Origin of the sequence: Rhodococcus koreensis, from assembly GCF_017068375.1 — a bacterium.
GTDB classification, from domain to species: domain Bacteria; phylum Actinomycetota; class Actinomycetes; order Mycobacteriales; family Mycobacteriaceae; genus Rhodococcus_F; species Rhodococcus_F koreensis.
In genome coordinates, this window is record NZ_CP070609.1 from 1,738,119 (window position 1) to 1,763,573 (window position 25,455).

The 25,455-nt window shown below is 68.3% G+C and carries 26 protein-coding genes; 17 read left to right on the forward strand and 9 right to left on the reverse strand.

All coding sequences use genetic code 11. The features are described from left to right. Positions 1–4: 4 nt before the first annotated feature. On the reverse strand, positions 5–1,195 hold the full coding sequence (locus JWS14_RS08075) for a benzoate/H(+) symporter BenE family transporter (RefSeq protein ID WP_095865754.1): 1,191 nt from the start codon (positions 1,193–1,195) through the stop codon (positions 5–7). 82 nt (positions 1,196–1,277) lie between these two features. On the opposite strand from JWS14_RS08075, the gene JWS14_RS08080 reads away from it, so the two are divergent. After that, positions 1,278–1,715, forward strand: coding sequence for an acyl-CoA thioesterase (locus JWS14_RS08080; protein WP_072946165.1), 438 nt, complete (start codon positions 1,278–1,280; stop codon positions 1,713–1,715). Between the two features lie 22 nt (positions 1,716–1,737). Here JWS14_RS08080 and JWS14_RS08085 read toward each other — a convergent pair whose 3' ends face one another. Next, the gene (locus tag JWS14_RS08085) at positions 1,738–2,766 is read right to left on the reverse strand and encodes a phosphotransferase family protein (RefSeq protein WP_072945972.1); all 1,029 of its coding nucleotides are present in this window, start codon (positions 2,764–2,766) and stop codon (positions 1,738–1,740) included. A 115-nt stretch (positions 2,767–2,881) separates the two neighbouring features. On the opposite strand from JWS14_RS08085, the gene JWS14_RS08090 reads away from it, so the two are divergent. From JWS14_RS08090 to JWS14_RS08110, 5 genes are all read left to right on the forward strand, one after another. Beyond that, positions 2,882–3,250 (forward strand): DoxX family protein, encoded by a 369-nt coding sequence (locus JWS14_RS08090; RefSeq protein ID WP_206012828.1) that lies wholly within the window; start codon positions 2,882–2,884, stop codon positions 3,248–3,250. Positions 3,251–3,490: 240 nt separating this feature from the next. Then, positions 3,491–4,588 carry a pyruvate dehydrogenase (acetyl-transferring) E1 component subunit alpha gene (gene pdhA, locus JWS14_RS08095; protein WP_072945967.1) on the forward strand — a complete coding sequence of 366 codons (1,098 nt, stop codon included), beginning with the start codon at positions 3,491–3,493 and terminating at the stop codon, positions 4,586–4,588. After that, positions 4,585–5,568 (forward strand): alpha-ketoacid dehydrogenase subunit beta, encoded by a 984-nt coding sequence (locus JWS14_RS08100; RefSeq protein ID WP_206012829.1) that lies wholly within the window; start codon positions 4,585–4,587, stop codon positions 5,566–5,568. Before pdhA ends, JWS14_RS08100 begins: the two co-directional genes overlap by 4 nt. 30 nt (positions 5,569–5,598) lie before the next feature. After that, entirely contained in the window at positions 5,599–6,843 is a 1,245-nt protein-coding gene (locus tag JWS14_RS08105; RefSeq protein WP_206012830.1) for a dihydrolipoamide acetyltransferase family protein, read from the forward strand. A gap of 19 nt (positions 6,844–6,862) precedes the next feature. Further along, the gene (locus JWS14_RS08110; RefSeq protein WP_206012831.1) at positions 6,863–8,050 is read left to right on the forward strand and encodes an MFS transporter; all 1,188 of its coding nucleotides are present in this window, start codon (positions 6,863–6,865) and stop codon (positions 8,048–8,050) included. Between the two features lie 3 nt (positions 8,051–8,053). Here the strand turns inward: JWS14_RS08110 and JWS14_RS08115 are convergent, their stop codons facing one another. Next, positions 8,054–9,841 (reverse strand): multicopper oxidase family protein, encoded by a 1,788-nt coding sequence (locus JWS14_RS08115; RefSeq protein WP_206012832.1) that lies wholly within the window; start codon positions 9,839–9,841, stop codon positions 8,054–8,056. 183 nt (positions 9,842–10,024) lie between these two features. Here JWS14_RS08115 and JWS14_RS08120 point away from each other — a divergent pair, with 183 nt between their 5' ends. Continuing rightward, entirely contained in the window at positions 10,025–10,657 is a 633-nt protein-coding gene (locus JWS14_RS08120; RefSeq protein WP_095865759.1) for a hypothetical protein, read from the forward strand. Positions 10,658–10,725: 68 nt separating this feature from the next. Here JWS14_RS08120 and JWS14_RS08125 read toward each other — a convergent pair whose 3' ends face one another. Genes JWS14_RS08125 through JWS14_RS08135 form a run of 3 tightly spaced genes read right to left on the reverse strand, consistent with a single transcriptional unit; the run spans position 10,726 to position 13,589 of the window. Beyond that, entirely contained in the window at positions 10,726–12,150 is a 1,425-nt protein-coding gene (locus JWS14_RS08125) for an NAD(P)(+) transhydrogenase (Re/Si-specific) subunit beta (protein WP_206012833.1), read from the reverse strand. Further along, complete coding sequence (locus JWS14_RS08130) at positions 12,150–12,476, reverse strand: NAD(P) transhydrogenase subunit alpha part 2 (RefSeq protein WP_072945952.1); 327 nt, start codon at positions 12,474–12,476, stop codon at positions 12,150–12,152. Before JWS14_RS08130 ends, JWS14_RS08125 begins: the two co-directional genes overlap by 1 nt. Next, positions 12,477–13,589 (reverse strand): Re/Si-specific NAD(P)(+) transhydrogenase subunit alpha, encoded by a 1,113-nt coding sequence (locus JWS14_RS08135; protein WP_095865761.1) that lies wholly within the window; start codon positions 13,587–13,589, stop codon positions 12,477–12,479. 271 nt (positions 13,590–13,860) lie between these two features. On the opposite strand from JWS14_RS08135, the gene JWS14_RS08140 reads away from it, so the two are divergent. Continuing rightward, the gene (locus JWS14_RS08140; RefSeq protein ID WP_072945947.1) at positions 13,861–14,262 is read left to right on the forward strand and encodes a DUF488 domain-containing protein; all 402 of its coding nucleotides are present in this window, start codon (positions 13,861–13,863) and stop codon (positions 14,260–14,262) included. Beyond that, on the forward strand, positions 14,259–14,423 hold the full coding sequence (locus JWS14_RS08145; protein ID WP_167372210.1) for a hypothetical protein: 165 nt from the start codon (positions 14,259–14,261) through the stop codon (positions 14,421–14,423). Before JWS14_RS08140 ends, JWS14_RS08145 begins: the two co-directional genes overlap by 4 nt. Positions 14,424–14,434: 11 nt before the next feature. Here JWS14_RS08145 and JWS14_RS08150 read toward each other — a convergent pair whose 3' ends face one another. Beyond that, the gene (locus JWS14_RS08150; protein WP_206012834.1) at positions 14,435–15,976 is read right to left on the reverse strand and encodes an AMP-binding protein; all 1,542 of its coding nucleotides are present in this window, start codon (positions 15,974–15,976) and stop codon (positions 14,435–14,437) included. A 168-nt stretch (positions 15,977–16,144) separates the two neighbouring features. On the opposite strand from JWS14_RS08150, the gene JWS14_RS08155 reads away from it, so the two are divergent. Then, positions 16,145–16,963, forward strand: a complete 819-nt coding sequence (locus JWS14_RS08155; protein WP_095865763.1) for a maleylpyruvate isomerase family mycothiol-dependent enzyme — start codon at positions 16,145–16,147, stop codon at positions 16,961–16,963. A gap of 5 nt (positions 16,964–16,968) precedes the next feature. Then, positions 16,969–17,652, forward strand: a complete 684-nt coding sequence (locus tag JWS14_RS08160) for a Type 1 glutamine amidotransferase-like domain-containing protein (protein WP_072945940.1) — start codon at positions 16,969–16,971, stop codon at positions 17,650–17,652. A gap of 29 nt (positions 17,653–17,681) precedes the next feature. On the opposite strand, the gene JWS14_RS08165 is transcribed toward JWS14_RS08160, so the two are convergent. Then, complete coding sequence (locus JWS14_RS08165) at positions 17,682–18,011, reverse strand: hypothetical protein (protein WP_011594545.1); 330 nt, start codon at positions 18,009–18,011, stop codon at positions 17,682–17,684. A gap of 513 nt (positions 18,012–18,524) precedes the next feature. Here JWS14_RS08165 and JWS14_RS08170 point away from each other — a divergent pair. The 6 genes from JWS14_RS08170 to JWS14_RS08195 all read left to right on the forward strand — a co-directional run bounded on the left by JWS14_RS08170 (position 18,525) and on the right by JWS14_RS08195 (position 23,908). Further along, positions 18,525–19,898 carry an FAD-binding oxidoreductase gene (locus JWS14_RS08170; protein ID WP_206015940.1) on the forward strand — a complete coding sequence of 458 codons (1,374 nt, stop codon included), beginning with the start codon at positions 18,525–18,527 and terminating at the stop codon, positions 19,896–19,898. Positions 19,899–20,080: 182 nt separating this feature from the next. Then, complete coding sequence (locus tag JWS14_RS08175) at positions 20,081–21,199, forward strand: DUF4185 domain-containing protein (RefSeq protein WP_241031287.1); 1,119 nt, start codon at positions 20,081–20,083, stop codon at positions 21,197–21,199. 64 nt (positions 21,200–21,263) lie between these two features. Continuing rightward, the gene (locus tag JWS14_RS08180; protein WP_072945936.1) at positions 21,264–21,539 is read left to right on the forward strand and encodes a GNAT family N-acetyltransferase; all 276 of its coding nucleotides are present in this window, start codon (positions 21,264–21,266) and stop codon (positions 21,537–21,539) included. Beyond that, on the forward strand, positions 21,523–22,062 hold the full coding sequence (locus JWS14_RS08185; RefSeq protein WP_072945934.1) for a DUF3558 domain-containing protein: 540 nt from the start codon (positions 21,523–21,525) through the stop codon (positions 22,060–22,062). Before JWS14_RS08180 ends, JWS14_RS08185 begins: the two co-directional genes overlap by 17 nt. After that, entirely contained in the window at positions 22,059–22,583 is a 525-nt protein-coding gene (locus tag JWS14_RS08190) for a DUF3558 domain-containing protein (RefSeq protein WP_206012836.1), read from the forward strand. Before JWS14_RS08185 ends, JWS14_RS08190 begins: the two co-directional genes overlap by 4 nt. Positions 22,584–22,666: 83 nt before the next feature. After that, complete coding sequence (locus JWS14_RS08195) at positions 22,667–23,908, forward strand: MFS transporter (RefSeq protein WP_206012837.1); 1,242 nt, start codon at positions 22,667–22,669, stop codon at positions 23,906–23,908. Here the strand turns inward: JWS14_RS08195 and JWS14_RS08200 are convergent. Next, positions 23,901–25,454: a carboxylesterase/lipase family protein gene (locus tag JWS14_RS08200; RefSeq protein WP_206012838.1), complete on the reverse strand. Its 1,554-nt coding sequence runs from the start codon at positions 25,452–25,454 to the stop codon at positions 23,901–23,903. The genes JWS14_RS08195 and JWS14_RS08200 overlap by 8 nt on opposite strands. Position 25,455 lies beyond the last annotated feature (1 nt).

Below are 25,455 nucleotides of genomic sequence, written 5' to 3' on the forward strand. Positions count from 1 at the left end.
CCCATTATCGCCGCGAACCCACCGCGACCCGCACGATCAGTCCGGCGACCAGCGCCCAGAACGCGGACCCGATGCCGAGGATGCTCACCCCCGAGGCGGCGATCAGGAACGTGACGACGGCGCCTTCCCGTTCGCGGACGTCGTCGAGGGCGGAGGCCAGAGCGCCGCCGAGGGTGCCGAGGAGGGCGAGTCCGGCGACGGCCTCCACGACGCCCTCGGGCGCCGCCGCGATGAGTGCGGCGACCGCGGCGGAACACACCGCGAGCACGAGGTACGCCCAGCCCGCCGTGAACGCCGCGACCCAGCGTTTCCGCGGGTCGGGATGCGCGGACGGCGCGGCGGCGAGGGCGGCGCTGATGGCGGCGAGGTTGATGGCGTGCCCACCCGCGGGGGCGCCGACGAGGGTCCCGACACCGGTCACCAGCATGGCCGGCCGCCACGGCACCCGGTATCCGAAGGAATTCATGACGGCGGTGCCGGGAATGTTTTGGGACGCCATCGTCACGATGTACAGCGGGATCGCGATCCCGACCATCGCCTGCCACGTCCACGCCGGTGCCGTGACGTCGAGCCTCGGCAGGAGCGCGCTCGTGTCGAGGGTGTCGCTGCCGGAGACGAGACCGACCGCGATCACCACCGCGGCAGCCGCGAACGCGGCCGGGACCGCCCACCGCGGCGAATACCGCTGCAGAACCAGCCACACGAGGACGACGGGCGCAACGGCGAGCGGGGCGTCACGCAACGCCAGCACCGGCGCCAGGCACAGCGGCAGCAGTACTCCCGCGAGCATCGCCTGCGCCAGTGCCGGGGGGATGGCCGCGATGAGCCGTCCCAGCCGCGGCCACAGCCCGGTGAGGATCACCGCCGCCCCCACGACGGCGAACGCCCCGACCGCGGCGGGCCACCCGCCGCTCACCGTTCCCGCCCCGGCGAGCAGAGCCGCGCCCGGCGTCGACCACGCGAGGGTGATCGGCATGCGGTAGTGCCGCGACATCCACAGCATCCCCAGCGCCTGCGTCACACACAGCGCCAGCAGTCCCGACGCGGCCTGGGCGGAGTTCGCGCCCACCGCCGTCAGCCCGGTGAGTACGACCGCGAACGAACTGGTGAAGCCCACCAGAGCGGTGACGATTCCGGCGCTGATCGGCTGGGCGGCGGAATCCGGTGAACGCACATCACTGTCGGGCACAGACATAGGACGCGATTCTGCCCGACGCGTGGTGCAGACGATCCGTGGCATTAGGGTCGGGACGGTGAAACACGACGACGCCCCCGTGATGCCGACCGCCGCACACTTCCCCGCGCTGTGGCCGGTGCCGACCCGCTGGGCGGACAACGACCACTACGGGCACGTCAACAACGTCACGTACTACTCGTACTTCGACACGGCCGTCAACGGCTGGCTGATCGCGTCGACGGGCACCGACATCCGGGATCTGCCCGCCATCGGCGTGGTCGCCGAGACGTCCTGCAGGTACGTCAGCGAGCTGACGTTCCCGGACCGCCTGCAGGTGGGATTGTCCGTCGAGAAGCTGGGCACCCGGAGCATCGTGTATGCGCTCGCCATCTTCCGCGAGAACGGCGACGCACTCGACCTCGCGGCTCTCGGCCGCTTCGTTCATGTCTACGTGGACGCGAAGACCCGCAAGCCGGTTCCGATCCCTGACGAAATTCGCAGCGCCGTAACCGTTCTGGTGGTGCCGGACACGCCCTGAGGGTCCGGCACCACCGGGTGGTTCAGTGCAGGCCCTCGGCCTCGGCGGTGGCCACCGCCCGGGCGATGATCCCGTCGATCAGCGCGACCGTGGGCGCACCGGTCTCGGCCTTGTTCCGGGGGTCGTCGATCACGCGGCGCAGCACGCCTTCGGCGATGATCGCCAGCTTCCACAACGCCAGCACGTGCCAGTACCCGACATGAGTGACATCGCGTTTGGTGTGGTGGACATAGGCCTCCACGAGTTCGGCCCGGGTGGGGAATCCCTCGAGGGTGGAGGCGGGGAACGGTCCCGCGTCCTCGTCGCCTGCCTCGGGCCAGTAGGCCAGCAGCGCGCCCACGTCGGCGAGCGGGTCTCCCAGCGTGCACAGTTCCCAGTCGACCACCGCGACCACCTCGCCCTCCTCCGGCGAGGTGATGACGTTGCTCAGGTGAAAATCACCGTGCACCAACGACAGTTCGGCCTGCTCCGGCATGTTGCGCTCGAGGATCCCGGCCAGATCCTCGATGGCCGGGACCTCGCGGGTGCGGGATTTCTCCCACTGATCCGTCCAGCGCTTCAACTGCCTTGCCGCGTAAGGTTTGTGGCTGGCCAGGTCCTCCAGCCCTGCGTCCCGGAGATCGACCGCGTGGATCTTCGCGAGCGCCTTCGGCATCGCCAGCCCCACGGCACCCCGCTGCTCGGGTGTCAGCTTCTTCGCCACGCCGACACTGTCGATCACCACCCCCGCGACGTAACTCATCAGCACGAGCGGCGCGTCCGTGACCTCCGGATCTTCGGTGAGCCCGAGGATCTTCGGCACCGGAACGTCGGATCCCTGCAGAGAGGACAGAATCCGGTGTTCGCGGACCACGTCGTGCGCCGACGCGAGCAGATGTCCGAGCGGTGGTCGCCGCAGCACCCACCGTCCGCCACCCGCGTCGCTGACCGCGTACGTGAGATTCGACTGACCGTTCCCGATCCTCTCGAAGCTCAGCGGCGCGATCGCTCCCACACCGAGTCCGGCAATCCACGCAGAAACGGCATCTTCGTTCAGCCCCACAGCATTCACGCGCTCGATGCTAACCGCTCGGAAGCCCGATGCGGAGGGAACCGGTCCGCACCGCAGGTCGCGGCCCTAGGGTGGCAACAGTGAGGCCGAATCGGCCGGAACTGGAGGGACGGACGTGGAAGTTTTCCTCATCGTGTGTGGCGTGCTCCTCGCCGTGAGTGCCGTCGCCGTGAGCATTCCCAAGCTGAGACTGAAGGGAACCGCGTGGACGGGGTTGCAGGCCCGGGGCCTGAGCGGGCAGCAGGTGCGGCTGATCGGCGTGGCGGAACTCGCCGGCGGTATCGGCGTTCTCGTCGGCCTCTACTGGACTCCGCTGGGCGTGATCGCGACGGTGGCGCTGCTGATTCTCCTCTTGTGCGCTATCGCGTTTCACGTCAGACACGGCGACTACGGCAATCCCGATACCCGGGCCGTCGCGATGCCCGCGGTCTACCTCACAGTGCTCGCCGTCCTCGCCTCGATCGGGTTCGTGTTCGCGGGGTGATCGGACGTTTCGGACAATTGCAGCGACAACCATGCGTCGGTGGCGTTTGCATTGGTCATTAGACGCAGCATGACACCCATCGCACCCCCGAAACTGGGCATTCTGCTCGACGTCGCCGGTGCCACTTGCGCACTTCGCGTTCCCGTGGATGCTGTGAAGTAGGACACACCCGTCCTACCGCAGTACCCGTCTCCGACGAACCCACAAGGTTCACGGACTCGACAACACGAGGTGACCCCGATGGTCGACAAGATTGCCTATCCGGTCCAGCTCATCCAGCCGGACGGCCGACGGGTCTTCAGACCCGACTACACGAGCCTCGTCCGCGACATCGGACCCGACCAACTGCGCGACCTGTACGAGGACCTCGTCGTCGCGCGTCGGATGGATGTCGAGGCGGTCGCTCTGCAACGCCAGGGTGAACTGGGACTCTGGGCCCCGCTGCTCGGTCAGGAAGCCGCCCAGGTCGGCTCCGCCCGCGCCCTCCGTCCCGACGACTACGCGTTCATCAGCTACCGCGAACATGCCGTCGCCTACTGCCGGGGCGTGGACCCGGGTGTGATGACCCGCATGTGGCGGGGATGCGCGCATTCCGCCTGGGATCCGAGTTCCGTGAACGTGACGAATCCGGCGATCGTCGTCGGCTCGCAGGGGCTGCACGCCACCGGGTACGCCATGGGCGCCCACCTCGACGGTGCGGAGATCGCGACGATCGCCTACTTCGGCGACGGCGCCACCAGTCAGGGCGACCTCGCGGAGGCCCTCGGCTTCTCGATGAGTTTCAACGCGCCGGTCGTATTCTTCTGCCAGAACAACCAGTTCGCGATCAGCGAACCGGTCCACCTGCAGAGTCCCGTCCCCATCGCGCAGCGCGCCGCCGGTTACGGCATGCCCGCCCTCCGGGTGGACGGCAACGACGTTCTCGCGGTCCTGGCGGTCACCCGCCAGGCCACCCAACGCGCCCGCGAAGGCAGTGGACCGACGTTCATCGAGGCCATCACGTACCGGATGGGCCCCCACACCACGTCGGACGACCCCACCCGGTACCGGGCGGCGGCCGAGACGGAGATCTGGAAGGCCCGCGACCCCATCGACCGGATGAGGCGACTCCTCGACCGGGAGGGACTGCTGGGCGACGACTTCCTCGCCCGGGTGCAGGCCACCGCCGACGCCGTTGCCGCGCGACTGCGCTCGGGGACCGTCGAGGCGCCCGACCCCGCGCCGCTCGATCTGTTCGACCACGTCTATTCCACCGACCACCCGCTCATCGACGAGGAACGCGAGCAGTACGCCGCGTACCTCGCAGGCTTCGCCGGCATCGAGGAGGCACTGTCATGACCACCACCACGCTGTCGCTCGGCGCCGCACTCAACGCAGGTCTGCGGCGCGCTCTCGAACACGACCGGAAGGTCGTGATCATGGGCGAGGACGTCGGACGCCTCGGCGGGGTCTTCCGCGTCACCGACACTCTGCAGAAGGACTTCGGCGACAACCGGGTCATCGACACCCCGCTCGCCGAATCGGGAATCGTCGGCGCCGCGTTCGGGATGGCGCTGCGCGGCTACCGGCCGGTCTGCGAGATCCAGTTCGACGGATTCGTCTACCCTGCGTTCGACCAGATCGTGTCGCAGGTCGCCAAGATTCACTACCGCACGCAGGGCCGGGTCACCGCGCCCCTGACGATCCGGATCCCGTACGGCGGCGGCATCGGCGCAGTCGAGCACCATTCGGAGTCGCCGGAGGCGTACTTCGTCCACACCGCCGGACTCCGCGTGGTCACCCCCAGCAACCCGGCGGACGCGTTCCACATGATTCAGCAGTCCGTCGCGGCGGACGATCCGGTGGTGTTCTTCGAACCGAAGCGGCGGTACTGGGACAAGGCCGAGTTCGACGTGGACGCCGAACCGGACCTGCCGCTGCATCGGGCCCGGGTGGTCCGGGCGGGCACGGATGCCACCATCGTCGCGTACGGCTCCGTCGTGCCGACGGCCCTGTCGGCCGCGTCGATCGCCGCCGACGAGGGGCACTCCCTCGAGGTGATCGACCTGCGCTCCCTCTCCCCGATCGACTTCGACACCGTCGAGGAATCGGTTCGCAAGACCGGGAGACTCGTCATCGCGCACGAGGCGTCGACATTCCTCGGGCTGGGTGCGGAGATCGCGGCCCGCATCTCCGAGCGGTGCTTCTACCAACTGGACGCTCCGGTCCTGCGGGTCGGCGGATTCGACGTCCCGTATCCCCCGTCGAAGCTGGAACGGCATCATCTGCCGGACGCCGACCGCCTGCTCGACGCCGTCGATCGCAGTCTCGCGGCCTGATCGCACTCACCGGAGGAGAGGAGTTGTCCGTTGGCACAGGAATTCCGCCTACCCGATCTCGGTGAGGGACTGACGGAGGCCGAACTGGTCTCCTGGGCCGTCGAGGTGGGCCAGACGATCGAACTCAATCAGGTGATCGGCGAAGTCGAGACGGCGAAGGCGCTCGTCGAGTTGCCCTCGCCGTACCCGGGTGTCGTGGAGGAACTGCTGGTCGCCCCGGGCGCGACGGTGCCGGTGGGGACACCGATCATCCGGATCGCGACGGATGCGGCCATCGAGGAGGCTCCCGTGCGCACACCCGTCCTGGTGGGGTACGGGCCCGAAGCCGCCGCCGAGAGCAAGCGTGCCCGGCGGCGATCCGTCGGCCCGGAGACTGCCCGCCCGGAGTCTGCCCGCCCGGACCGCAGGCGCCCCGACGCGTCGCCGGGCGCCCGGCTCGCGGCCCGTGAACGCGGGATCGACCTCGCGGTCGTCACGGGAACGGGACCGTCCGGCGCCGTCACCAGGAACGACGTGGAATCCCACGCGGGATCGACTGAGCCGGCAGTCTCGCCGGAGCCTTCCGAGTCGCTGCAGCGCGAGACCCGCACCCCGATCCGCGGTGTCCGCAAGCAGACGGCGGCGGCGATGGTCCGCAGCGCGTTCACGGCCCCGCACGTCACCGAATTCGTGACCGTCGACGTGACGCGCTCGGTGGAACTGCTCGGGCGTCTGCGGGCCCTCCCCGAATTCGAGGGGCTGTCGGTGACACCGCTGAGCCTGGTCGCGAAGGCGATGATCGTCGCGTTGCGGGCGAACCCGAGCCTCAACGCCTCGTGGGACGAGGAGAACCAGGAGATCGTCACCAAGCACTACGTCAATCTCGGTATCGCCGCGGCCACACCCCGCGGTCTGGTGGTCCCCAACATCAAGGAGGCGCAGTCGCTGAGCCTGGTCGAATTGTGCCGCGCGATCACCGAACTGACCGCGACCGCACGCAGCGGCAAGGCCGATCCCGCGCAGTTGACCGGCGGCACGGTGTCGATCACCAACGTCGGGGTGTTCGGTGTCGACGCGGGCACACCCATCCTCAACCCCGGCGAGGCGGCCATCCTGTGCCTCGGCAGCGTCGGCAAGAGACCGTGGGTGCACGAGGACGAACTCGCGGTGCGGTGGGTCACCACGTTGAGCGTGTCGTTCGATCACCGGGTGGTCGACGGCGAGCAGGGGTCGAGGTTCCTGTCGTCCGTCGCGGCCATGCTGCACGATCCCGCCTCACTGCTCGCGCACCTCTGATCCTCGGTACGTTTGGTCGGTGAGCATTTCCCGAGCATCCCCGGTCGACAAGCGTGTGCCGGCGGAGCCGCTCCGCCGGGCCAGGGCGGGAACGTTCGGGATCTTCGGGATCAACGGGTTCCTGCTGGGCATGTGGGTCGTGCACATCCCGGCGATCGAGAACCGGACCGGCATCAGCCACTCCACGCTGGGTTCGCTGCTGCTCCTGCTGGCGGTCGGCGCGATCGGCGGCATGCAGGTCAGCGGCCCCCTGGCCGACCGGTTCGGCAGCAGGCGGATGGTGGTCGTCGCCGGACTCGCGCTGTCGGTCGCCACCGTGGGTCCGGGGCTGGCGTCCACTGCCTGGCAACTCGGTCTCACCCTGCTCGTGTTCGGCTTCGCCAACGGCGCACTGGACGTCTCGATGAACTCCCAGGCCGTCGAAGTCGAGCAGCGATATCGACGGCCGATCATGTCGGCGTTCCATGCCCTGTTCTCCGTCGGCGGGGTGGCGGGGTCCCTGCTCGGCGCGGCGACGCTCGCCGCCGGATGGGCGCCCCTGACGGCGCTGCTGGTCGCCGGCGGCATCGGGGTCGTCACCGTCGCCGTGGGCTCCCGCCGGCTGATGGCGGACCGTCCCCGCTCACGGCACGACCCGGCACCCGCCGAGAAGGCCCACGGTCGACTGTCCGCGCGGGTGCTCGCGCTCGGCGGCATCGCCTTCGTCCTCATGTTGTCGGAGGGTGTCGCGAACGACTGGAGCACCCTGCAGGTCAAGGAACACCTCGGAACGTCGGATTCCGTCGCCGCCCTCTCGTTCGGCGCCTTCTCGGTGATGATGACGGTGGGCCGGTTCACGGCAGACCGCGTGAGCGCCGCGCTCGGCCCCGTCGCCGTCGTCCGCTACGGCACCCTGATCGCCGCGCTCGGCATGCTGCTCGTCCTCGTCTCGGCGCTGCTCCCGCTCACGATCCTCGGCTGGGCGCTGTTCGGCCTGGGACTGTCGGGCTGCGTCCCGCAGATCTTCACCGCCGCGGGCAACCTCGGCGCGGGTTCCGCCGGCACCAACATGTCCCGCGTGGTCGGGCTGGGGTATGTCGGATTTCTCGCCGGACCGGCCACCATCGGCTGGATCACCCAGGTGGTTCCCCTGACCGTCGCGATGGTGGTGCCACTCGTTTGTGTGCTGGTGGCCGCCACGTTCGCGGGGGCGGTCCGGCGCACCTGAACCTCAGGCGACGGTGCGGTACCTGAGCATCATCTCGTGATCCTCGTGATCGAGGATGTGACAGTGCCACACGTAACCCTGCAGTGATCGCGGAACTCCACCGGGGCCGTGCCCGTGGGCGTCGTGTGCCCCGTGCCCGAACACGGCATCAGGATCGAAGCCCAGCGACTCCGCGGTCGGGAACCGAACGACGATCCTGGTGACGGAATTGGCGTTCGCCAGCACCGTGTCCTTGAATCCCCGCTCCCACGGTTCCGCGGGAAGGAGCGGCGAGATGGTGAACGCGTCGGCGGATGGCGTCCACCGGATTCCGAGCGGCGGCTGCGGGGCGGCGAACGCGAGACGCAGCGTCTCGATGACTTGACGCCCCAGCACCCGGAAGTTCGCGAGATGAAGATGCACGGGATGCGGATCGTTGGTCGCGTTGACGATGTTCCACTGCTCCACCGTCCCCTGGCGCGGCAACTCGATGTCCTCGGTCGAATACCGGAGGTTGTTCAGGGACATGATCGACGGCGGCAGGCGCACGTCGCTCGGCTGGCTGAGGGTGACGTCCCGGAAGACCTGAGGTCGCGGGATCGGCGGCAGCAACTCCGGCTGCCCGGGTCCCCCGCGCAACGTCGCAGGCGGCGCGCCGGAGTATCCGCGGGCCGTGCCCACCCGGAACCGGCAGAACCTCGGCATCGTGCGCTCGCCGATCAGCGCGGCCTGGAACGGCGGTGGCTCGTCGTTGCAGAGTTCCACCGTCGACCCCGGTTCCAGCGCGCCGAAATCGACGAGCAGGTCGGCCCGCTCGGCGGGGCTCAACCGCACCCGCGTCACCGCGACCGGTGCGTCGAGCAACCCGTTGTCGCCGCCGATGACCCAGAACGGCATGCGGTTGCCGAAATACAGATTCCACACGCTCAGCGAACCCGCGTTGACCAGTCGCAATCGGTACAGGCCGCGGGCCACGTCGAGTTCCGGCCACACCTTGCCGTTCACGACCCCGACGTCGCCGACCGCGCCCCCTTCCCAACTCCCCTGCGGCACGGTGGGCGTCGAACGGATCCGCTGCCTGCCGTCGGCGGTGAACATCTTCTCCTGCAGCACGAGCGGCACCTCGAACTCCCCCGCAGGCAGACCCAGCGGGTTGTCGGCGTGTCCGGTGTCGAAGTCGTCCCGCAGCAGGTACAGCCCGACCAGGCCCGCGTAGATGTTGAGCCTCGTCACCCCCATGGCGTGGTCGTGGTACCAGAGTCCGGCCGCGTCCTGCCGGTTCGGAAGATGGTGCAGGTACTCCTCGCCCGGCCGGAACACCTGCTCCGGGTGCCCGTCGAACTGGGGCGGGTTCACCCCGCCGTGCAGATGCGTCGCTGTGGGCACCTGGGTGCGGTCCCGTTCGCTCAGCCCGTGCAGCGACGTGTCGAAGTCGACCGCGAACGGGTGGACGGTGACGGCGTTCCGGAACGCCATCATCGTCGGCTGATCGACGTGCGCCTCGATCGTCGCGCCGAGATAGTCCGCGCCGCTGTATGCCAACGCCGGCGAGGGCGCCAGGTCGGCGTGGAACTGATGCAGCGTGCTGCTCGCCTGCACGTCGACGCTCGTCCCGGACGTCGTCGGCAGGATCGGCAGCCGATCACGATACGGCTGGATCGGCGGCGACGAGAACATCAACGGTCGCAGCGGATCGATGTCGAAAGGGAACGCGCTCGCCGAACCGGCCGACACCGCGCCCAGCCAACCGCCCAGCCCACCGCCCAGCGCCACCGCCCGCAGGAACGATCGGCGCGAGATCCGTTCACTCATATCGGTCACTTCGTGCGTGTCACGCGGAAAGACGATTCGAGATCGGTCGACGACGACGTTACTCCGACGGGTGCGGCACCCACCCGAGATCCGGACGCGCGCTCGTCGCACGACGGCGACCGTTCACCGACCTCACAGCGGCCGCTCATGGATCACTCAGCGTCGGTTGGCACACTGTGTGTCGTGACCGAATCGACTAGCAGGCTTCGTCACAGTGTTCGTCGCCTCGCCTTCGCCGCGGCGGGTGTGGTGGCACTGTGCGCGCTGTACCTCATCCGCCCCGAATCGTCGGGTCTCGTCCTCCCGGAGGCACTCCGACCCGTCGCCGAACCCGTGATCCAGGCGATCGACGTCACGACGGTCCTCGCAGCGGCCGTCGTTCTCGCCATCGTCGCGGCGATGCGAAAACTCTCGTACGGCATGGGCGCGGTACTGCTGCTCTGTATCGGCGCGAATCTCACCAGCGCCGCCGTGCGGGCCTGGGAATCGGATGCGCCGTCCGTGCTGCTGCCGAGCGGGCACGTCGTCGCCGTCACCGCCCTGTACGGTTCGGCGCTGCTGGTGTCGGCGCCCCGGTTCCGGCCCGTCATCGCGGGCCTGGGTTTCGCCGTCGTCCTCGGTGTCGCGGGGGCCGCTGCGCTCGTCGAGTCCACCGGCATCTTCGGCCTCGCGGCCAGTCTGATCATCTTCGCGATCTGGTGGGCGCTGGCGTCCACCCTGATGCTGTACTCCCCCGTCGCGGCCGAGCGCGAAGAGCGCCGGCCCGACACCGCGGCCATCGCCTTCTCGCGGCACCGCGGCAGTCTCCGGCTGTAGGCGGCTTCGCCGCCCGTGCGCCTTTCTGGTAGCGGGAGCTACCAAAAAGGCGCACGGGCCCGGAGGGCCTAGAGGGCTTTGAGCTCCTCGGTGACCTCGGAGACCGACTTCTTCGCATCCCCGAACAGCATCGAGGTGGTGTCGGCGAAGAACAGCGGGTTGTCGATGCCGGCGAAGCCGGAGTTCATCGACCGCTTCAGCACGATCACCGACTTCGACTGATCCACATTCAGGATCGGCATCCCGTGGATCGGGCTGGACGGATCATTGCGGGCGGCCGGGTTGGTGACATCGTTCGCGCCGATCACCAGGGTGACATCGGTCCGCGAGAACTCGTCGTTGATGTCGTCCATCTCCTTCATCGCGTCGTACTCGACGTCCGCCTCCGCCAGCAGCACGTTCATGTGCCCGGGCATCCGGCCCGCGACCGGGTGAATGGCGTACTTGACCTCCACCCCCTTCGACTCGAGCATCTTGGCCATGTCCTTGACCGCGTGCTGGGCCTGCGCGACGGCCAACCCGTAGCCGGGAACCACGATGACCTGGTTGGCGTATGCCATCTGGATCGCCGCGTCCGCCGCCGAGGTGGACTTCGCCGTCTTCGCGGTGCCGTCCCCGACCGCCGCGGCGACGCCGCCGCCACCGAACCCGCCGGCCACGATCGCCGGGATGGACCGGTTCATCGCCTTCGCCATCAGGTTCGTCAGGATCGAACCCGACGCGCCGACGATCATGCCGGCCACGATCATCGCCTGATTATTGAGCGCGAGACCGGCGGCCGCGGCGGACAGACCGGTGAGCGCGTTGAGCAGGGAGATCACGACGGGCATGTCGGCGCCGCCGATCGGCAGCACCACCATCAACCCCAACACCGCCGCCAGCACCAGCACCCCGACGATCCACCACTGCGACGTCGGACCGGTCGGGTCGATCGCCTTGACCCCGATCGCCACCGCCAACGCGACCGCCCCGACCAGCAGCACCGCATTGAGCGGCTGCTGCAACCGGCCGATGCCGATCGGCCGGCCCGGCAGCGTTTCCTGCAGCTTGAGGAACGCGATCACCGAACCCCAGAAGGAGATCGACCCGATGATCGCCGCGAACAGCGACGCGATGACGATGTGCACCGTCGGCGACTCACCGTGCGCGAAGGCGGTGAACCCGTCCGAGTCCAGGAACTCCGCATACGCGATCAGCGCGACGGTGCCGCCACCGACACCGTTGAACAACGCCACCAGCTGCGGCATCGCGGTCATCTTCGTCTTGAGCGCCGGCGGCACACCCAACACCACACCGATCACCAGACCGGACACGATCAGCACCCAGTTGGAGGTGTCCCGGATCGCGATCAGGGTGGCCACCACGGCGACACCCATGCCGACCGCGGCGATCTGGTTACCGCGGACCGCGGTCTTCGGGCCGGTCAGACCCATCAGACCGTAGATGAACATCGCGAACGCCACGATGTACAACACGTTGACCAAGTACTCCATTACTTGTCCCCACCCTTCTCAGCAGCAACAGGCGCGGTGGGCTTGGACTTGAACATCGCGAGCATCCGGTCGGTGACCACGAAACCACCGACCACGTTGATCGTTCCGAAGACCAGCGCGACGAACAGGATCACCTGCAGCCCCCACGGCGGGTCCTCGACCTTGCCGAGCACCACCAGGGCGCCGAGGACGACGATGCCGTGGATGGCGTTCGTGCCCGACATCAGCGGGGTGTGCAACGTGTTCGGGACCTTGGAGATCACCGCGAACCCCACGAACCCGGACAACACCAGGATCGCGATGTTCGCCAACAATTCGGTATACATCTAGGACACACCCTCCTCACGGGTGACGCAGGACGCGGCCAGGACCTCGTCCGAGAAATCCGGGGCCAGCGCCCCGTCGACGAGCATCAGCTCGAGCAGCGCGGAGATGTTCTTCGAGTACAGCTCCGAGGCGTGCTCGGGCATGCTGGCGGGCAGGTTCAGCGGCGAGCAGATCGTCACCCCGTGCTTGACGACGGTCTGACCCGGTTCGGTGAGCTCGCAGTTGCCGCCCGTCTCGCCGGCCAGGTCGACCACCACGGAGCCGGGCTTCATGCCCTCCACCGCGGCCGCGGTCACCAACCGGGGTGCCGGGCGGCCCGGGACCAGGGCGGTGGTGATGACCACGTCGAAGCCCTTGATCGCGTCCTCGAGGGCCTGCTGCTGCTGCGCCCGCTCCGCCTCGGTGAGCTCGCGGGCGTAGCCGCCCTCACCGGCGGCGTCAATCCCCAGATCGAGCCACTGGGCACCGACCGAGCGGACCTGGTCGGCGACCTCCGGGCGCACGTCGTAGCCGGTGGCCCGGCCGCCGAGCCGCTTCGCCGTCGCCAGGGCCTGCAGGCCGGCGACACCGACCCCGAGGACCAGCACCGTCGCCGGCTTGACCGTGCCCGCCGCGGTGGTGAGCATCGGGAAGAACCGCGTCGACTCCGACGCCGCCAACAGCACCGACTTGTAGCCGGACACGTTCGCCTGCGACGACAGCGCGTCCATCACCTGGGCGCGGGAGATCCGCGGGATCGCCTCGACGGCGAACGCCGCCACCCCGGCCGCCTTCAGCGCGGCGACCTGATTGTCCTGGTTGCGGGGGGCGAGGAACCCGATCAGGGTCTGCCCGGCATGCAACCGGCCCACTTCCTCGTCCGACGGCGGCGCGACCTTCACGATCACGTCCGCCGACCACGGGTCGGCGATCTTCGCCCCCGCCCCGGTGTACAACTCGTCCGGGATCAGCGCGCCCAATCCGGCACCCGACTCGACCACCACGTCGACGCCCTTGGCGATCAACGACGCCACGATCTTCGGCACCAACGCCACCCGACGCTCACCGTCGTTCGACTCCCGAACGACACCGATCGTCGGGCGCGCGGTGGACGCGCTCTGCGATGTATCCATGTATCGACTTCCTGCGGTAGATGGTGTGTGTGCCGCGACGAGCGGCGATCAACCGATGACGAGCGGGAAAAAAATTCCCCCGATTCGACTGAGTTAGCTGATAGTAGCCAGAGAACGCGTGACGTAGGGAACAGAGAAGTCCGTGCGTACGCGTCTGAATCGAGTCCGAACAGTCGTTCTCACAGATCTTTCTGCTCGATTGTGAACCCGATCACAGGGCGATTCGTCGTAGTCTGACGGTAGACAGCCGCAAGGAAGCGGAGGTTCGGCCATGAGCAAACCGAAGGAACGGAGCGCGGAGGACGTCACCGCGGATCCGCCGGTGATCGTCGAGCGGGTCTACGACCATCCGACCGAGGGCGATGGACTGCGACTGTTCGTGGACCGGCTGTGGCCGCGGGGGCTGCGCAAGGACGCGTTCCATTTCGACGACTGGGCCAAGGACCTGGCGCCGTCGACGGAGTTGCGTCACTGGTACTCGCACGACGTTGCCGCGTTCAGCGAGTTCCGCGAGCGGTACGTCCACGAGCTCGATTCACCGACCGGCCGGAAGGCGGTCGCACGGGTGCAGGAACTGGCGCAGGGGCGGCCGATCGTTCTGCTCACCGCGACGAAGGACGTCAGTCACAGTCATGCCGAGGTCCTCGCCGAATACATGCTGGATCGGTTGTGACGTTTCCCGGCGACGAGGCCGTGCCCATCACCGAGCCGGACGGCGACGTCGGCGGCGATCCGGTCTGCTGGCTCGACCGCGTGTGCCCCGACTGCGGGTTGTTCCTCACCGACCGGACCGCGAGCACCTGCCCGCGCTGCGGTGCGGCACGGGACAGGTGACGGTCGGGGGTTCAGCCGGCGTTCAGGTACCGCGCGCGGAGTTTGTGCTTGACGAGTTTGCCGGTGGGGGTGCGCGGCAGGTCGTCGGAGAAGTCGATGCTGCGGGGAGCCTTGTAGTGACTGACCCGCTCCCGCACGTAGTCGAGTAGCTCGCGGGCGACGGCGTCCGACGGTTCCACCCCGGCGACGAGTTGCACGACGGCTTTGACTTGTTCGCCCATCTCCTCGTCGGGTACGCCGATCACCGCGACGTCGAATACCTTGGGATGCATGGTGAGAACGTTCTCCGACTCCTGCGGGTAGATGTTCACTCCGCCCGAGATGATCATGAACGCGGCCCGGTCCGTGAGGTAGAGGAAGCGGTCGGAGTCGATGTACCCGATGTCGCCGCTCGTCGTCCACGTCGGGTGGTCGGGGTGCGTCGCGGAGTCGGTCTTCGCGGGGTCGTTATGATACTCGAACGGTCGCTCCTCCCGTTCCCAGTAGACGGTTCCGATGTCGCCGACGGGGACGTCCGCGCCGGTGTCGTCGCAGATGTGGACGGTGCCCATGACCCCGTCGTGGCCCACCGACCCGGGCTTGGCGAGTGCCTGTGCGCTGTCGATGAACGTGGCACCGGCGCCCTCCGTGGAGGCGTAGTACTCGTGGACGACCGGACCCCACCAGTCGATCATCGACCGCTTCACGTCGGGCGGGCACGGCGCCGCCGCGTGGATCGCAACCTTCAGACTCGACACGTCGAACTTGTCGCGAACGTCCTTCGGCAGCTTGAGCATCCGGACGAACATCGTCGGAACCCACTGACTGTGGGTCACCCGGTACTCCTCGATGAGCCGCAGTGATTCCTCGGCGTCGAAACGGTCCATCAGCACGATCGTGCCGCCGACGGAGGTGATGGTGCCGCAGAAGCGCAGCGGCGCGGCGTGATACAGCGGTGCCGGGCACAGATAGACGGTGCCGGAATCGAATCCGTACATCGGGGCGAACACCGCGGTGTACGGGTCCGTCGTCGTGTCCACTTCCCCCTCGGGGAGTGCGGGTTTGATCCCCTTGGGCCTGCCGGTGGTGCCCGACGAGTACAGCATGTCCTGCCCGCGGGGCTGCGAATCGAGCGGTTCGGCCGACTGCGCCGCCACGGCGTCCTCGTAGCTGTCGAATCCGTCCAGCGCACCGCCGTACACGAGCCGGTGGCGGACGCGGGGCAGCTGACTCCGGTCGCGGGGCACAGCGCCGCCCGCGTCGGCGGACACGATGAGCACCTCGGCTCCGCAGTCGTCGACGACGTAACCGGCTTCCTCCGGGGTGAGGTGCCAGTTCACCACGGTGATGTACAGCCCGGATCGCAGCGCCGCCCAGTACACCTCGAGGACCCGGAGGTCGTTGCTCGACACGAGCGCCAGGTGGTCGCCGACCTTCAGGCCGAGCGAGCGCAGGTGCCGTGCGAGGCGGGTGGACCGCTCGTCCAACTCCCGGTAGGTCAGCCGCTCCCCCGTCGAGGGACGTATGACGGCGGGCTTGTCCGGGGTGGTCGCCACGAAGTTTCCAGGGAACATCCGCACTCCTTTTGTTAATGGAGATTCTCACCCTCGGTCTACCACACCGAACCCCTGGACGGGGAGGCCTTCGACGCTCTCACCGGCACATTCGCCCACCCGCGGCGAAAATGCTCGGCCTGTCGGGCGGAAGGTCCTAGAGTTGAGGCAAAAGGAGGCGTACGACCCGTGAATGCCCTACAGAAGGAATCGATCCTCGACGCGTTGTTCGAGGAATGGGACGTACTCGACGACGTGCTGTCCTCGTTGTCCGGCGACGCGTGGTTCACGCCCACCGCCCTGCCCGGGTGGACGGTGCACGACGTGACCGCGCATCTCATCGGCACGGAGTCGCTGCTCGCCGGAATCTCCGCGCCGCACACCACCATCGACGTCCGCGGCCTCGCCCACGTGCGCAACGAGATCGGTGCGTTCAACGAACAGTGGGTGGAGGGACTGCGGGGGTGCTCCGGCACCGAAATGCTCGAGCGTTTCCGGATGATCGTCGCCCGCAGGCGGTCGGAGCTGGGCGAGATGACCGACGAGATGTTCGCGGCCGAGACCACCACGCCGGTCGGGCCGGCGCCCTATCTCCGGTTCATGCGCATCCGCGTGTTCGACTGCTGGATGCACGAGCTCGACCTACGGGACGCACTCGGGCTGCCCGGCGACGAGGGCGGCCTGCGCGGGGAGACGGCGTTCGCGGAGATCGCAGGCGCCGTCGCATTCCTCGTCGGCAAGCGCGGCAAGGCTCCGGACGGGTCGAGGATCACGCTCGAGCTGACGGGACCGCTCGCGCGGAACATCCACATCGCCGTCGACGGCAGGGCCGCGGTGGTCGACGAACTGCCGTCGGAGGCCACCACGACGGTGACTCTCGACTCCCGGCTGTTCACCCGGCTGGCAGGCGGCAGGACGACGGCCGCGGACCACCGCGACGAGATCGCGTTGCGCGGCGACACCGACGCGGGCAAGCGGATCGTCGACAACCTCGCGTTCACGATCTGACCGCGGTGCGCCTGTTCCTGTCCTCGTACCGGTTCGGCGCGGATCCCGCGCCGCTGATGTCGCTCGTCGGCCGTCCGGGGCGCGTCGGGGTGATCGCGGCTGCGGCGGATGCGTGGCCGCGGACGGCGCGGACGTCCGCGGTCGTGAGTGACGTGATGCCGCTGACGCGCCTGGGCTTCACCGCGGAGGAGGTGGATCTACGCGACTACATCGGCGACGACGGGCAGCCGCGTGCGGCCGCACTGAGGCAGCGGCTCGACGGGTTCGGCATGGTGTGGGTGCGCGGCGGGAACACGTTCGTGCTGCGCGCGCAGATGGCCCGGAGTGGGGCGGATCGGGTGATCCCGGAACTGTTGGCGAGTGATTCGCTCGTGTACGCCGGCTACAGCGCGGGGGCGTGCGTGATGACTCCGACGCTGCACGGTCTCGACTCCTCCGATGACCCGGCGGAGGTGGTCGCGACGTGTGGCGTGGAGCCGCGCTGGGACGGACTGGGGATGGTGGGCTTCGCGATCGTGCCGCATCACCCGCCTGCGGAGCTTCCAGGGGCCGAGAACGCGGTGCCCTTGGAGGACGTGGCCGCCGTTCGGCGCACGATCGACGCCCTGAGGCTCGCCGGCATCGAGTACCGCACCTTGACGGACGATCAGGCGATCGTCGTGAACGGAGATCGAACCGAACTCGTCTGACGACGGCGAGCCCTGCGGCGGGAAGGCCTTCAGCCGAAGACGGCGACCGGCACGGACGGCGTGAAGGGGGCGACGCGGTCGAGTGCGGCCCAGGTGACCTCGCAGCGCTTGGCGGTGACTTCGTCCGCGTCGGCGAGGAGCGTGTTCAGGAGGGTCTTCGGGTTCAGGCGCCATTCCTGGACCATCGACCGAACTTCCTCGTTGGTGAACAATCCCGAACCGGCGAGTGCGAAGATCCATTCGTCGAACTCGCCACGGTGGATCTGCTCGATGGAGTCGTAGTCGATACCACCATCGAGGAACTCGTACGAGAACATCGCGGAGATGTAGCTGCTGGGATCTCGGTGGAGTGCATTCATCGGTGCGGGTCCTTCCAGGGTCGGTGCGGCAAAACCCGGCCCCAACGGTGTTCTGGCTCACATTTCGTGAGAATCTCCGTTTGGGTGTAACGCCTCGCCGGTGTTTGACGATGCAAGACGCTAACCCGTAGAAGTGGGTTTTTGCATTGCCTGGTCGATACGATCCGGTAACAGAGTGGCGAATGTGACCTGTGTTACACCCGATTTGTCCGGGTCCGCCCGGTTCGCGGGACGCCTCTACCAGCATTTTCCCCTCCGGGCACGGTTGCATACCCCATCGGTGGACCCCCCGAAAAAATTCACCCCCCTGATCCCACATCGTGAGACTCCTACGCGTAAGTAACTAACAGATGGGCTATTGGGGGGTCGCTTCTGCACCGAACGTCCAGGTTGGAGCGATATCCGGGAAACACGGTCGGAATCGGTTCAGTTGGACGAATGACCAATTCGCGGACACTCGCCGTTCGCCGGGCTACCGTCGAGGTCCCCGACACCCGCATTCCAGGAGTCACGATGACGGTCACCGACGACGCACTCGCGGCGCTCACGAGCGCGCTCCCCCGGGGCTGCCTCGTCACCGATCCGGACGTCCTGGCGTCCTACCGCCAGGACTGGGCGCGCGATCCCGACGCCGTCCTCCCCCTCGCCGTCGCCCGCCCCGCGACCACCGAGGAAGTCCAGGTGGTGATGCGCTGGGCGACCGAGCACCGCGTCCCCGTGATCCCGCGCGGCGCCGGCTCCGGGCTCAGTGGCGGCGCCACCGCCGTGGCGGGCAGCGTGGTGGTCAGCACCGAGCGCATGCGCCGGATCGAGGTGGACCCGGTGACGCGGATCGCCGTCGTCGAACCGGGGCTGCTCAACGCCGAGGTCAAGGCCGCGGCCGCCGAACACGGCCTCTGGTACCCGCCCGATCCGTCGTCGTTCGAGATGTGCTCGATCGGCGGCAACGTCGCGACCAACGCGGGCGGGCTGTGCTGCGTCAAGTACGGCGTCACCACCGACTACGTCCTCGCGCTGCGGGTGGTTCTCGCGGACGGGACGGACGTGCGCCTCGGCGGCCCGCGGCTGAAGGACGTGGCCGGCCTGTCGCTGACCAAGCTGTTCGTCGGGAGCGAGGGAACACTCGGCATCGTCACGGAGGCGACGCTGCGGCTGATCCCGGCCCAGCCACCTGCGAGCACCCTCGTCGCGTCGTTCGCCTCCGTGCAGGCGGCCGCCGACACCGTGCTGGCCATCACCCGCACGCTGCGACCGTCGATGCTCGAGTTCATGGACCGCGCCTCGATCGGCGCCGTCGAGGACGCATTGAAGATGGGCCTGGACCGGACGGCGGAGGCGATGCTCATCGCCCGGTCGGACGCCCCCGGTTCGATTGCGGCCGAAGAGATTTCCGTCATGTCCGACGCCTGCACGGCAAACGGCGCGACCGAAGTCTTCACCACCGACGACCCCGACGAGGGCGAAGCGTTCGCCGCGGCAAGACGATTCGCGATCCCCGCGGTCGAGAGACTGGGCACCCTGCTCCTCGAGGACGTCGGGGTCCCGCTGCCGAAACTGCCTGCGCTGGTGGAGGGAATCGCGGCCATCTCCCGCGAACGTGACGTGATGGTCGCGGTGATCGCCCATGCCGGCGACGGAAACACGCACCCGCTCATCGTGTTCGACCCCGAGGATGCCGCGATGGCCGAGCGCGCCCACCTCGCTTTCGGCGAGATCATGGACCTCGCAATCGCTCTCGGCGGCACGATCACCGGCGAGCACGGTGTCGGCCGCTTGAAGAAGGCCTGGCTGCCCGACCAGTTGGGCCCGGACGTCATGGAATTGACGCAGCGGATCAAGACGGCACTCGACCCGATGGGGATACTCAACCCCGGAGCGATCCTGTAGCTACCCAGGGCGGGTGCGATATCCAATGGTTACCCAAGGGACTGGTGTGACAGGTGAGGTATTGCTAGCGTGACCGGACCGAACTCGACTCGTCGCAGAGAGGTGCGCTCGTGACCAGACTCCGCCGTGTCGCCTCCCTGGCGATGCCCGCCTTACTCGCTTCCACCTGCACGTTTTTCACGATGGCGCCCCCTGTTGCGACGGCGGCGCCGTGCCTCGGCGGAACCGGCAGCCTCGGATCGAGCGGCTCGGGCCAGGGCATCAATCCCATCCCCTGGCTCAACGGCAGTGACGGCCGCCTTCCCGAGCTGCGTGGCAAAACTCAGGCAATCGCGCACATCACCGGGCCTCGCAGCCCCAACGACACGATCGGCAGGTTCCGGGTACTCGGCACCGACCTCGGCATCATGTGGGACAACGGCGGAGGCGAGATCCTCACGGCGTTCGGTGACACCGTCGGGCTGAGCGACAACCCGCTGTGCGGTCTGGTCGGCGACTGGCGCAGCAACATCCTGCTGCGCAGCTCCGACAAGGACCTCACCGACGGGATGGGCATCGACAATTCCCCGGTCGATCTGCCGAACCATTCCAAGGAGATCATCCAGAGCCAGAAGATCCCGGGCGTGGAGCAGACCGTCATCCCCACCACCGGCATCTCGGTCGGCGAGGGCCCGGCCGCGACGCAGTACATCAATTACATGTCGGTGCGCAGCTGGGGCGCCCCGGGCGAGTGGGACACCAACGCGTCCGGCATCGCGTACTCCGTGGACAACGGCGAGAACTGGGTCACCGATCCCCTGACGCTGCGGCCCAACGTGCCGGGCACGGGCGCCGAGAACTTCCAGATGGGCTCGTACGTCAAGCACGACGGATTCGTCTACGCATTCGGCACCCCCTCGGGGCGTTCCGGCGACGCCCGGTTGTCGCGGGTGAAGGAGGCGGACATCCGGAACCTCACGCTGTACGAGTACTGGGACGGCAAGGCGTGGGTGAAGGCCAACGCCACCGTCGCCACACCGGTGATCCCCGGACCGGTCAGCGAGTTGTCCGTGCAGTTCAACGAATACCTCGGTCAGTTCGTGGCGATGTACACCGATGCCGGCAACTCGGTGGTGATGCGCCGTTCCGACCACCTCGAATCCGGCTGGAGCGAACCCGAAGTGCTCGTGAGCAGCCGGGACGTGCCCGAGCTGTACGGCGCGTACATGCACCCGTGGTCGAAGGGATCCGACCTGTATTTCCTGGCCACCACCTGGTCGGACTACAACGTCATGCTGCTGCGCACCAACCTCGCGGACTGACGTAATCTGCGAGTGACAGCGTGCGCGGGACAGCGCGCACGCCACACGAGCAGAGGAGCGATCTGTGGCGGCCACGGTGGAACACGACGTGTCGGAATCCCGGTTCGAGATCTACCTCGACGGCCAGCTGGCCGGATACGCCGACTACTTCGAGCGGAACGGCGCCCGCGACTTCCACCACACCGTGACGTACCCGCAGTTCCGCGGGCAGGGTCTGGCGGCGGTGGTGGTGAAGGCCGCCCTCGACGACACGAAGTCCAGTGGGCTCGCCGTGATCCCGTCGTGCTCCTACGTGGAGAAGTACATCGCCGAGAATCCGAGCTATGCGGAGCTCGTCTGATCCGCTCCGCCCGGCCGTCCGCGCGACGTGTCTTCTCGCGGCGACGGTCGTGCTGGCCGGTTGCGGTTCCGGCGGCGGTTCGGACACCGATCCGGCATCCGCGCCGACCACCTCGGTGGCCGTGCAGCCCGGCCCGTTCGTGGGTGAATGCGGCTCGCTGACCGACGCCGAAGTGTACGAGCGGGCGCGGATCGCGGGGCTCACCCCGGTGTCGCGGAACGGCATCAAGTGCCGGTGGGAAGCGGACGGCGGCGAACGGTACGTGATGTTCACCTGGTACCGCGGCAGCCCCATCGACCGGGAGCGGTCGGTGGCCAAGGGCATCGGTCACGAGGTCCACGACCTCGAGATCGCCGGGCATCGCGGGTTTTCGTCGCAGAACGTCGGGTTCTGCGAGGTCGCGCTCGGCACCGGTTCCGACTTCGTGCACTGGCTGGTCCGCTACGGAACGGGCAGTGCACCCTCCGATCCGTGCGAGGCACCGACCGCGCTCGGCCGGCTGACGCTGGAGAAGGCCAAATGACCGGCCGCCGGCGACTCGCCGCGGCGGTCGCGTCGGCGATGGTGCTGGCCGGCTGCGGCACGTCCGTCACGGGCACTCCCCTGCCCGAGGGTGCCGCCTCCTCCGACGACGGCTCGCCGCAGTTCGACAAGCTCCTGCGCGAATGCGACGCCGTCCCCAACGACAAGATCGTGGAGACACTGCACGGCGCAGGCATCGACCAGTACTTCTACGGTGCAGTGTGCATGTGGACGGTGTCGTCCGCCGCCGGATCGATCGACGTCACGTTCGGCTGGTTCGAGAACAACTCGTTGCAGCGGGAGCGGGCGGTGGCGGACCAGCTGGGCTATCAGGTGGAGACCACGACGATCGCGGGCACGTCGGCGTTCAGCGCCCGGCGGCCGGGTGATTCGGCGACGTGTGGGATCACCGCCGCCTACTCCGGTGTCATCACGTGGTGGGTGCAGCAACGGTCCGGGACGGGCGACCCGTGCGACGGTGCGCGCACGCTCGCCGAGTTGACTCTGCAACGCAACCAGTAGCGGCCGAAAATTCGCTCGCGGTGGCCACGACCTCGCTGTTAGCGTCGAAGGACCACCGACCGAGCCGACCAGAGGACCTTGCCGTGACCGCCACCGAGACGGCTGTGACTCGCCGGTTCGGGCCCCTGATCCTCCTGAACGTCGCGACCCTGTTCTCCTCCACGGGCAACGGCATCGTGATCGTCGTGCTGCCGTGGCTCGTGCTCGAGCAGACCGGTCGCGCATCGGACGCCGCGATCGTCGCGGGCGCGGCCACCCTCCCGCTGTTGCTGTCGAGCCTGTTCGCGGGCACGTTCGTCGACCTGTTCGGACGACGCCGCACGTCGCTGATCTCCGACTGCCTGTCGGCCCTGTCCGTGGCGGCCATCCCGGTGATCGCGACCACGACGGGCCTCACCGTCACGGTGATCGCCGTCCTCGCCGCGATCGGCGCCGCGTTCGATCCGGCCGGCATCGCGGCCAGGGAGTCGATGCTGCCCGCCGCCACGAAGTCCGCGGGGTGGTCACTCGACCGGATGAACAGTCTCTACGAGGCCAACTACAACGTGGCGTATCTCGTCGGCCCGGGCATCGGCGGCGTCCTCATCGCCACCGTGGGTGCGGTGAACACGTTGTGGGTCGCCGCCGCCGGGTTCGTGCTGTCCGTTGCGACGATCGCGTTCCTGCGTCTCGAGCACGCCGGCAGACCGGACACCGCCACGCGCCCGACGTCCATTTGGCACGGCACGCTCGAGGGATTGAAGTTCGTGTGGCACAACCGGCTCCTGCGCACGATCGCGCTCGTGGACATGGCGGTGGTCGCGCTGTACATGCCGGTCGAGTCAGTGGTGTTCCCGGTGTACTTCACCGAACTCGACAAACCTGCGCAACTCGGTTCGGTCCTGATGGCGCTCAGCATCGGCGGCGTGGTGGGCGCCCTCGCCTACGGACCGCTCGCGCCGTTCGTGTCGCGCCGGATGCTGATGGTGGTGGCGGTGACGGTGCTGGGCGCAGCGATGGTCGCGATGGCGTTCCTGCCGCCGCTGTGGGCGATTCTGGCGCTGGCTCTCCTGCAGGGTCTGGTGTTCGGTCCGGTCGGCCCGATCGCCAACTACGCCATGCAGACTCGCAGTCCGGAGCACATGCGCGGCCGGGTCACCGGGGTCATGACGTCCACGGCGTATGCGGCGGGTCCGCTGGGCTACCTGCTGGCCGGTCCGATCCTCGACAAGTGGGGTATCCAGCCGACGTTCTTCGTGCTCGCGATCCCGGTCCTGATCATCGGGCTGGCGTGCTTCGCGCTGCCCGTGCTGAAGGAACTGGACGATAAGGTGCCGGTCAGTTGAACCCCATGACGTCGTTGCCCCAGGCGACCCGCATCTCGTGGTCCGGGTCCTTCACCAGCGTGTCCGCGCCGTCGATCAGCAACGTGGCGCGGTCCTCCTCGTCGTAGGGGGCCCAGTGCTTGGACGCGTCCAGGGCGGCGGGGACACCGTGCCGCGCGAACGCGAGCCACCGGCGCTGGATGCGGCCCGACACCTCGAGTGCCGTCTTCCGGCCGCCGAGCCAGAACGTCGGGTCGATGTTGAGGGTGTCGAAATTGCCGAAGACGTACGGGAGTTCGGTGGCGTGCCCGGCTCCGATGCGCGCGGCCTTGAGCATCGGGGTGGCCTGGTCGAACCGGTACATCCACGTCGGCGAGTGCCTGCTGTGGGCGTCGGCCACCCACAGGGCGGGCATCCGGAACGCGGCGTCGCGGGACATCGCGAGTGCGCCCTTCGGTTTGCCGCGGTCCGGGTACACAGACAGGATGTCGGCGAGGCGGGCCGCGGGCAGTTCCGGGTGATCGGTCGCGATCGCCCGCAGCATCTCCTGCACCGAATCCGAAGTGACCGGCAGCAGAGGCGATTTCATGAACTTGAAGATCGACGACTCGTCCTTGTTGGAACCGATGATGAGGGGGATCCGGTGGGAGTAGCCCTTCTGGAACGCGGCCACCGGGTAGCGGGGCAGGAAGTCGCGGTCCACCACGGGCGCCATGGCGAGTGTGCCCGGGATCTTCGTCGGCACCTCGTTGACGAGGGTGTCGCTGGCCTCGATGACCGTGCGGTACGGGAGGCGCAGCAACGTGTCGATCCGGGCGGGTTCCACGTCGAGGATGTCGAGGAACTGCTTCGCGACCGTGGCCGCCCGCTCGCTGCCGTACACCGACGTGGCGGGTGGGCTCTGGGCGATCGCGCGGTGGAACAACCCGTCCGCACTCGGGCACGTCATCAGGGTGGTGATCGACCCGGCTCCCGACGACTCCCCGAACACCGTCACCTCGTCCGGGTCACCGCCGAACGACGCGATGTTCTCGCGCACCCATTCGAGGGCGGCGACCTGGTCGCGCAGCCCGCAGTTGGTCTCGAACACCCGCTCCGCCGTCGAGAACGACGACAGGTCGAGGAAGCCGAGCGCCCCGACCCGGTAGTTGAACGAGACCAGCACGACGTCGCCGAGAGTGGACAGGATCCGCCCGTTGTAGATGCCCTGGGCCGCGGTTCCCAGGCAGTAGGCGCCGCCGTGGATCCACACCATCACCGGCCGCGGGATGCCGTCGGGCCTGGGTGCCCACACGTTGACCGACAGGCAGTCCTCGTCCATCTCGAGTCCGGCGTCGATCGGGACGGCGGTGCCGTGGCCCTGCGGGGCCATCGGGCCGAAGTCGACGCAGTCGCGCACGCCGTCCCACGGTGCGGGCGGGGCCGGCGCCCGGAACCGCAGATCGCCGACGGTGGCGGCGGCGAACGGGATGCCCTTCCACGCGTAGACGTCGCCTTCGGGATAGCCGCGCACGTCGCCGTCCCGGGCGCGGACGACGAGTGTGTCGCCTGACTTCTCGACATCCACG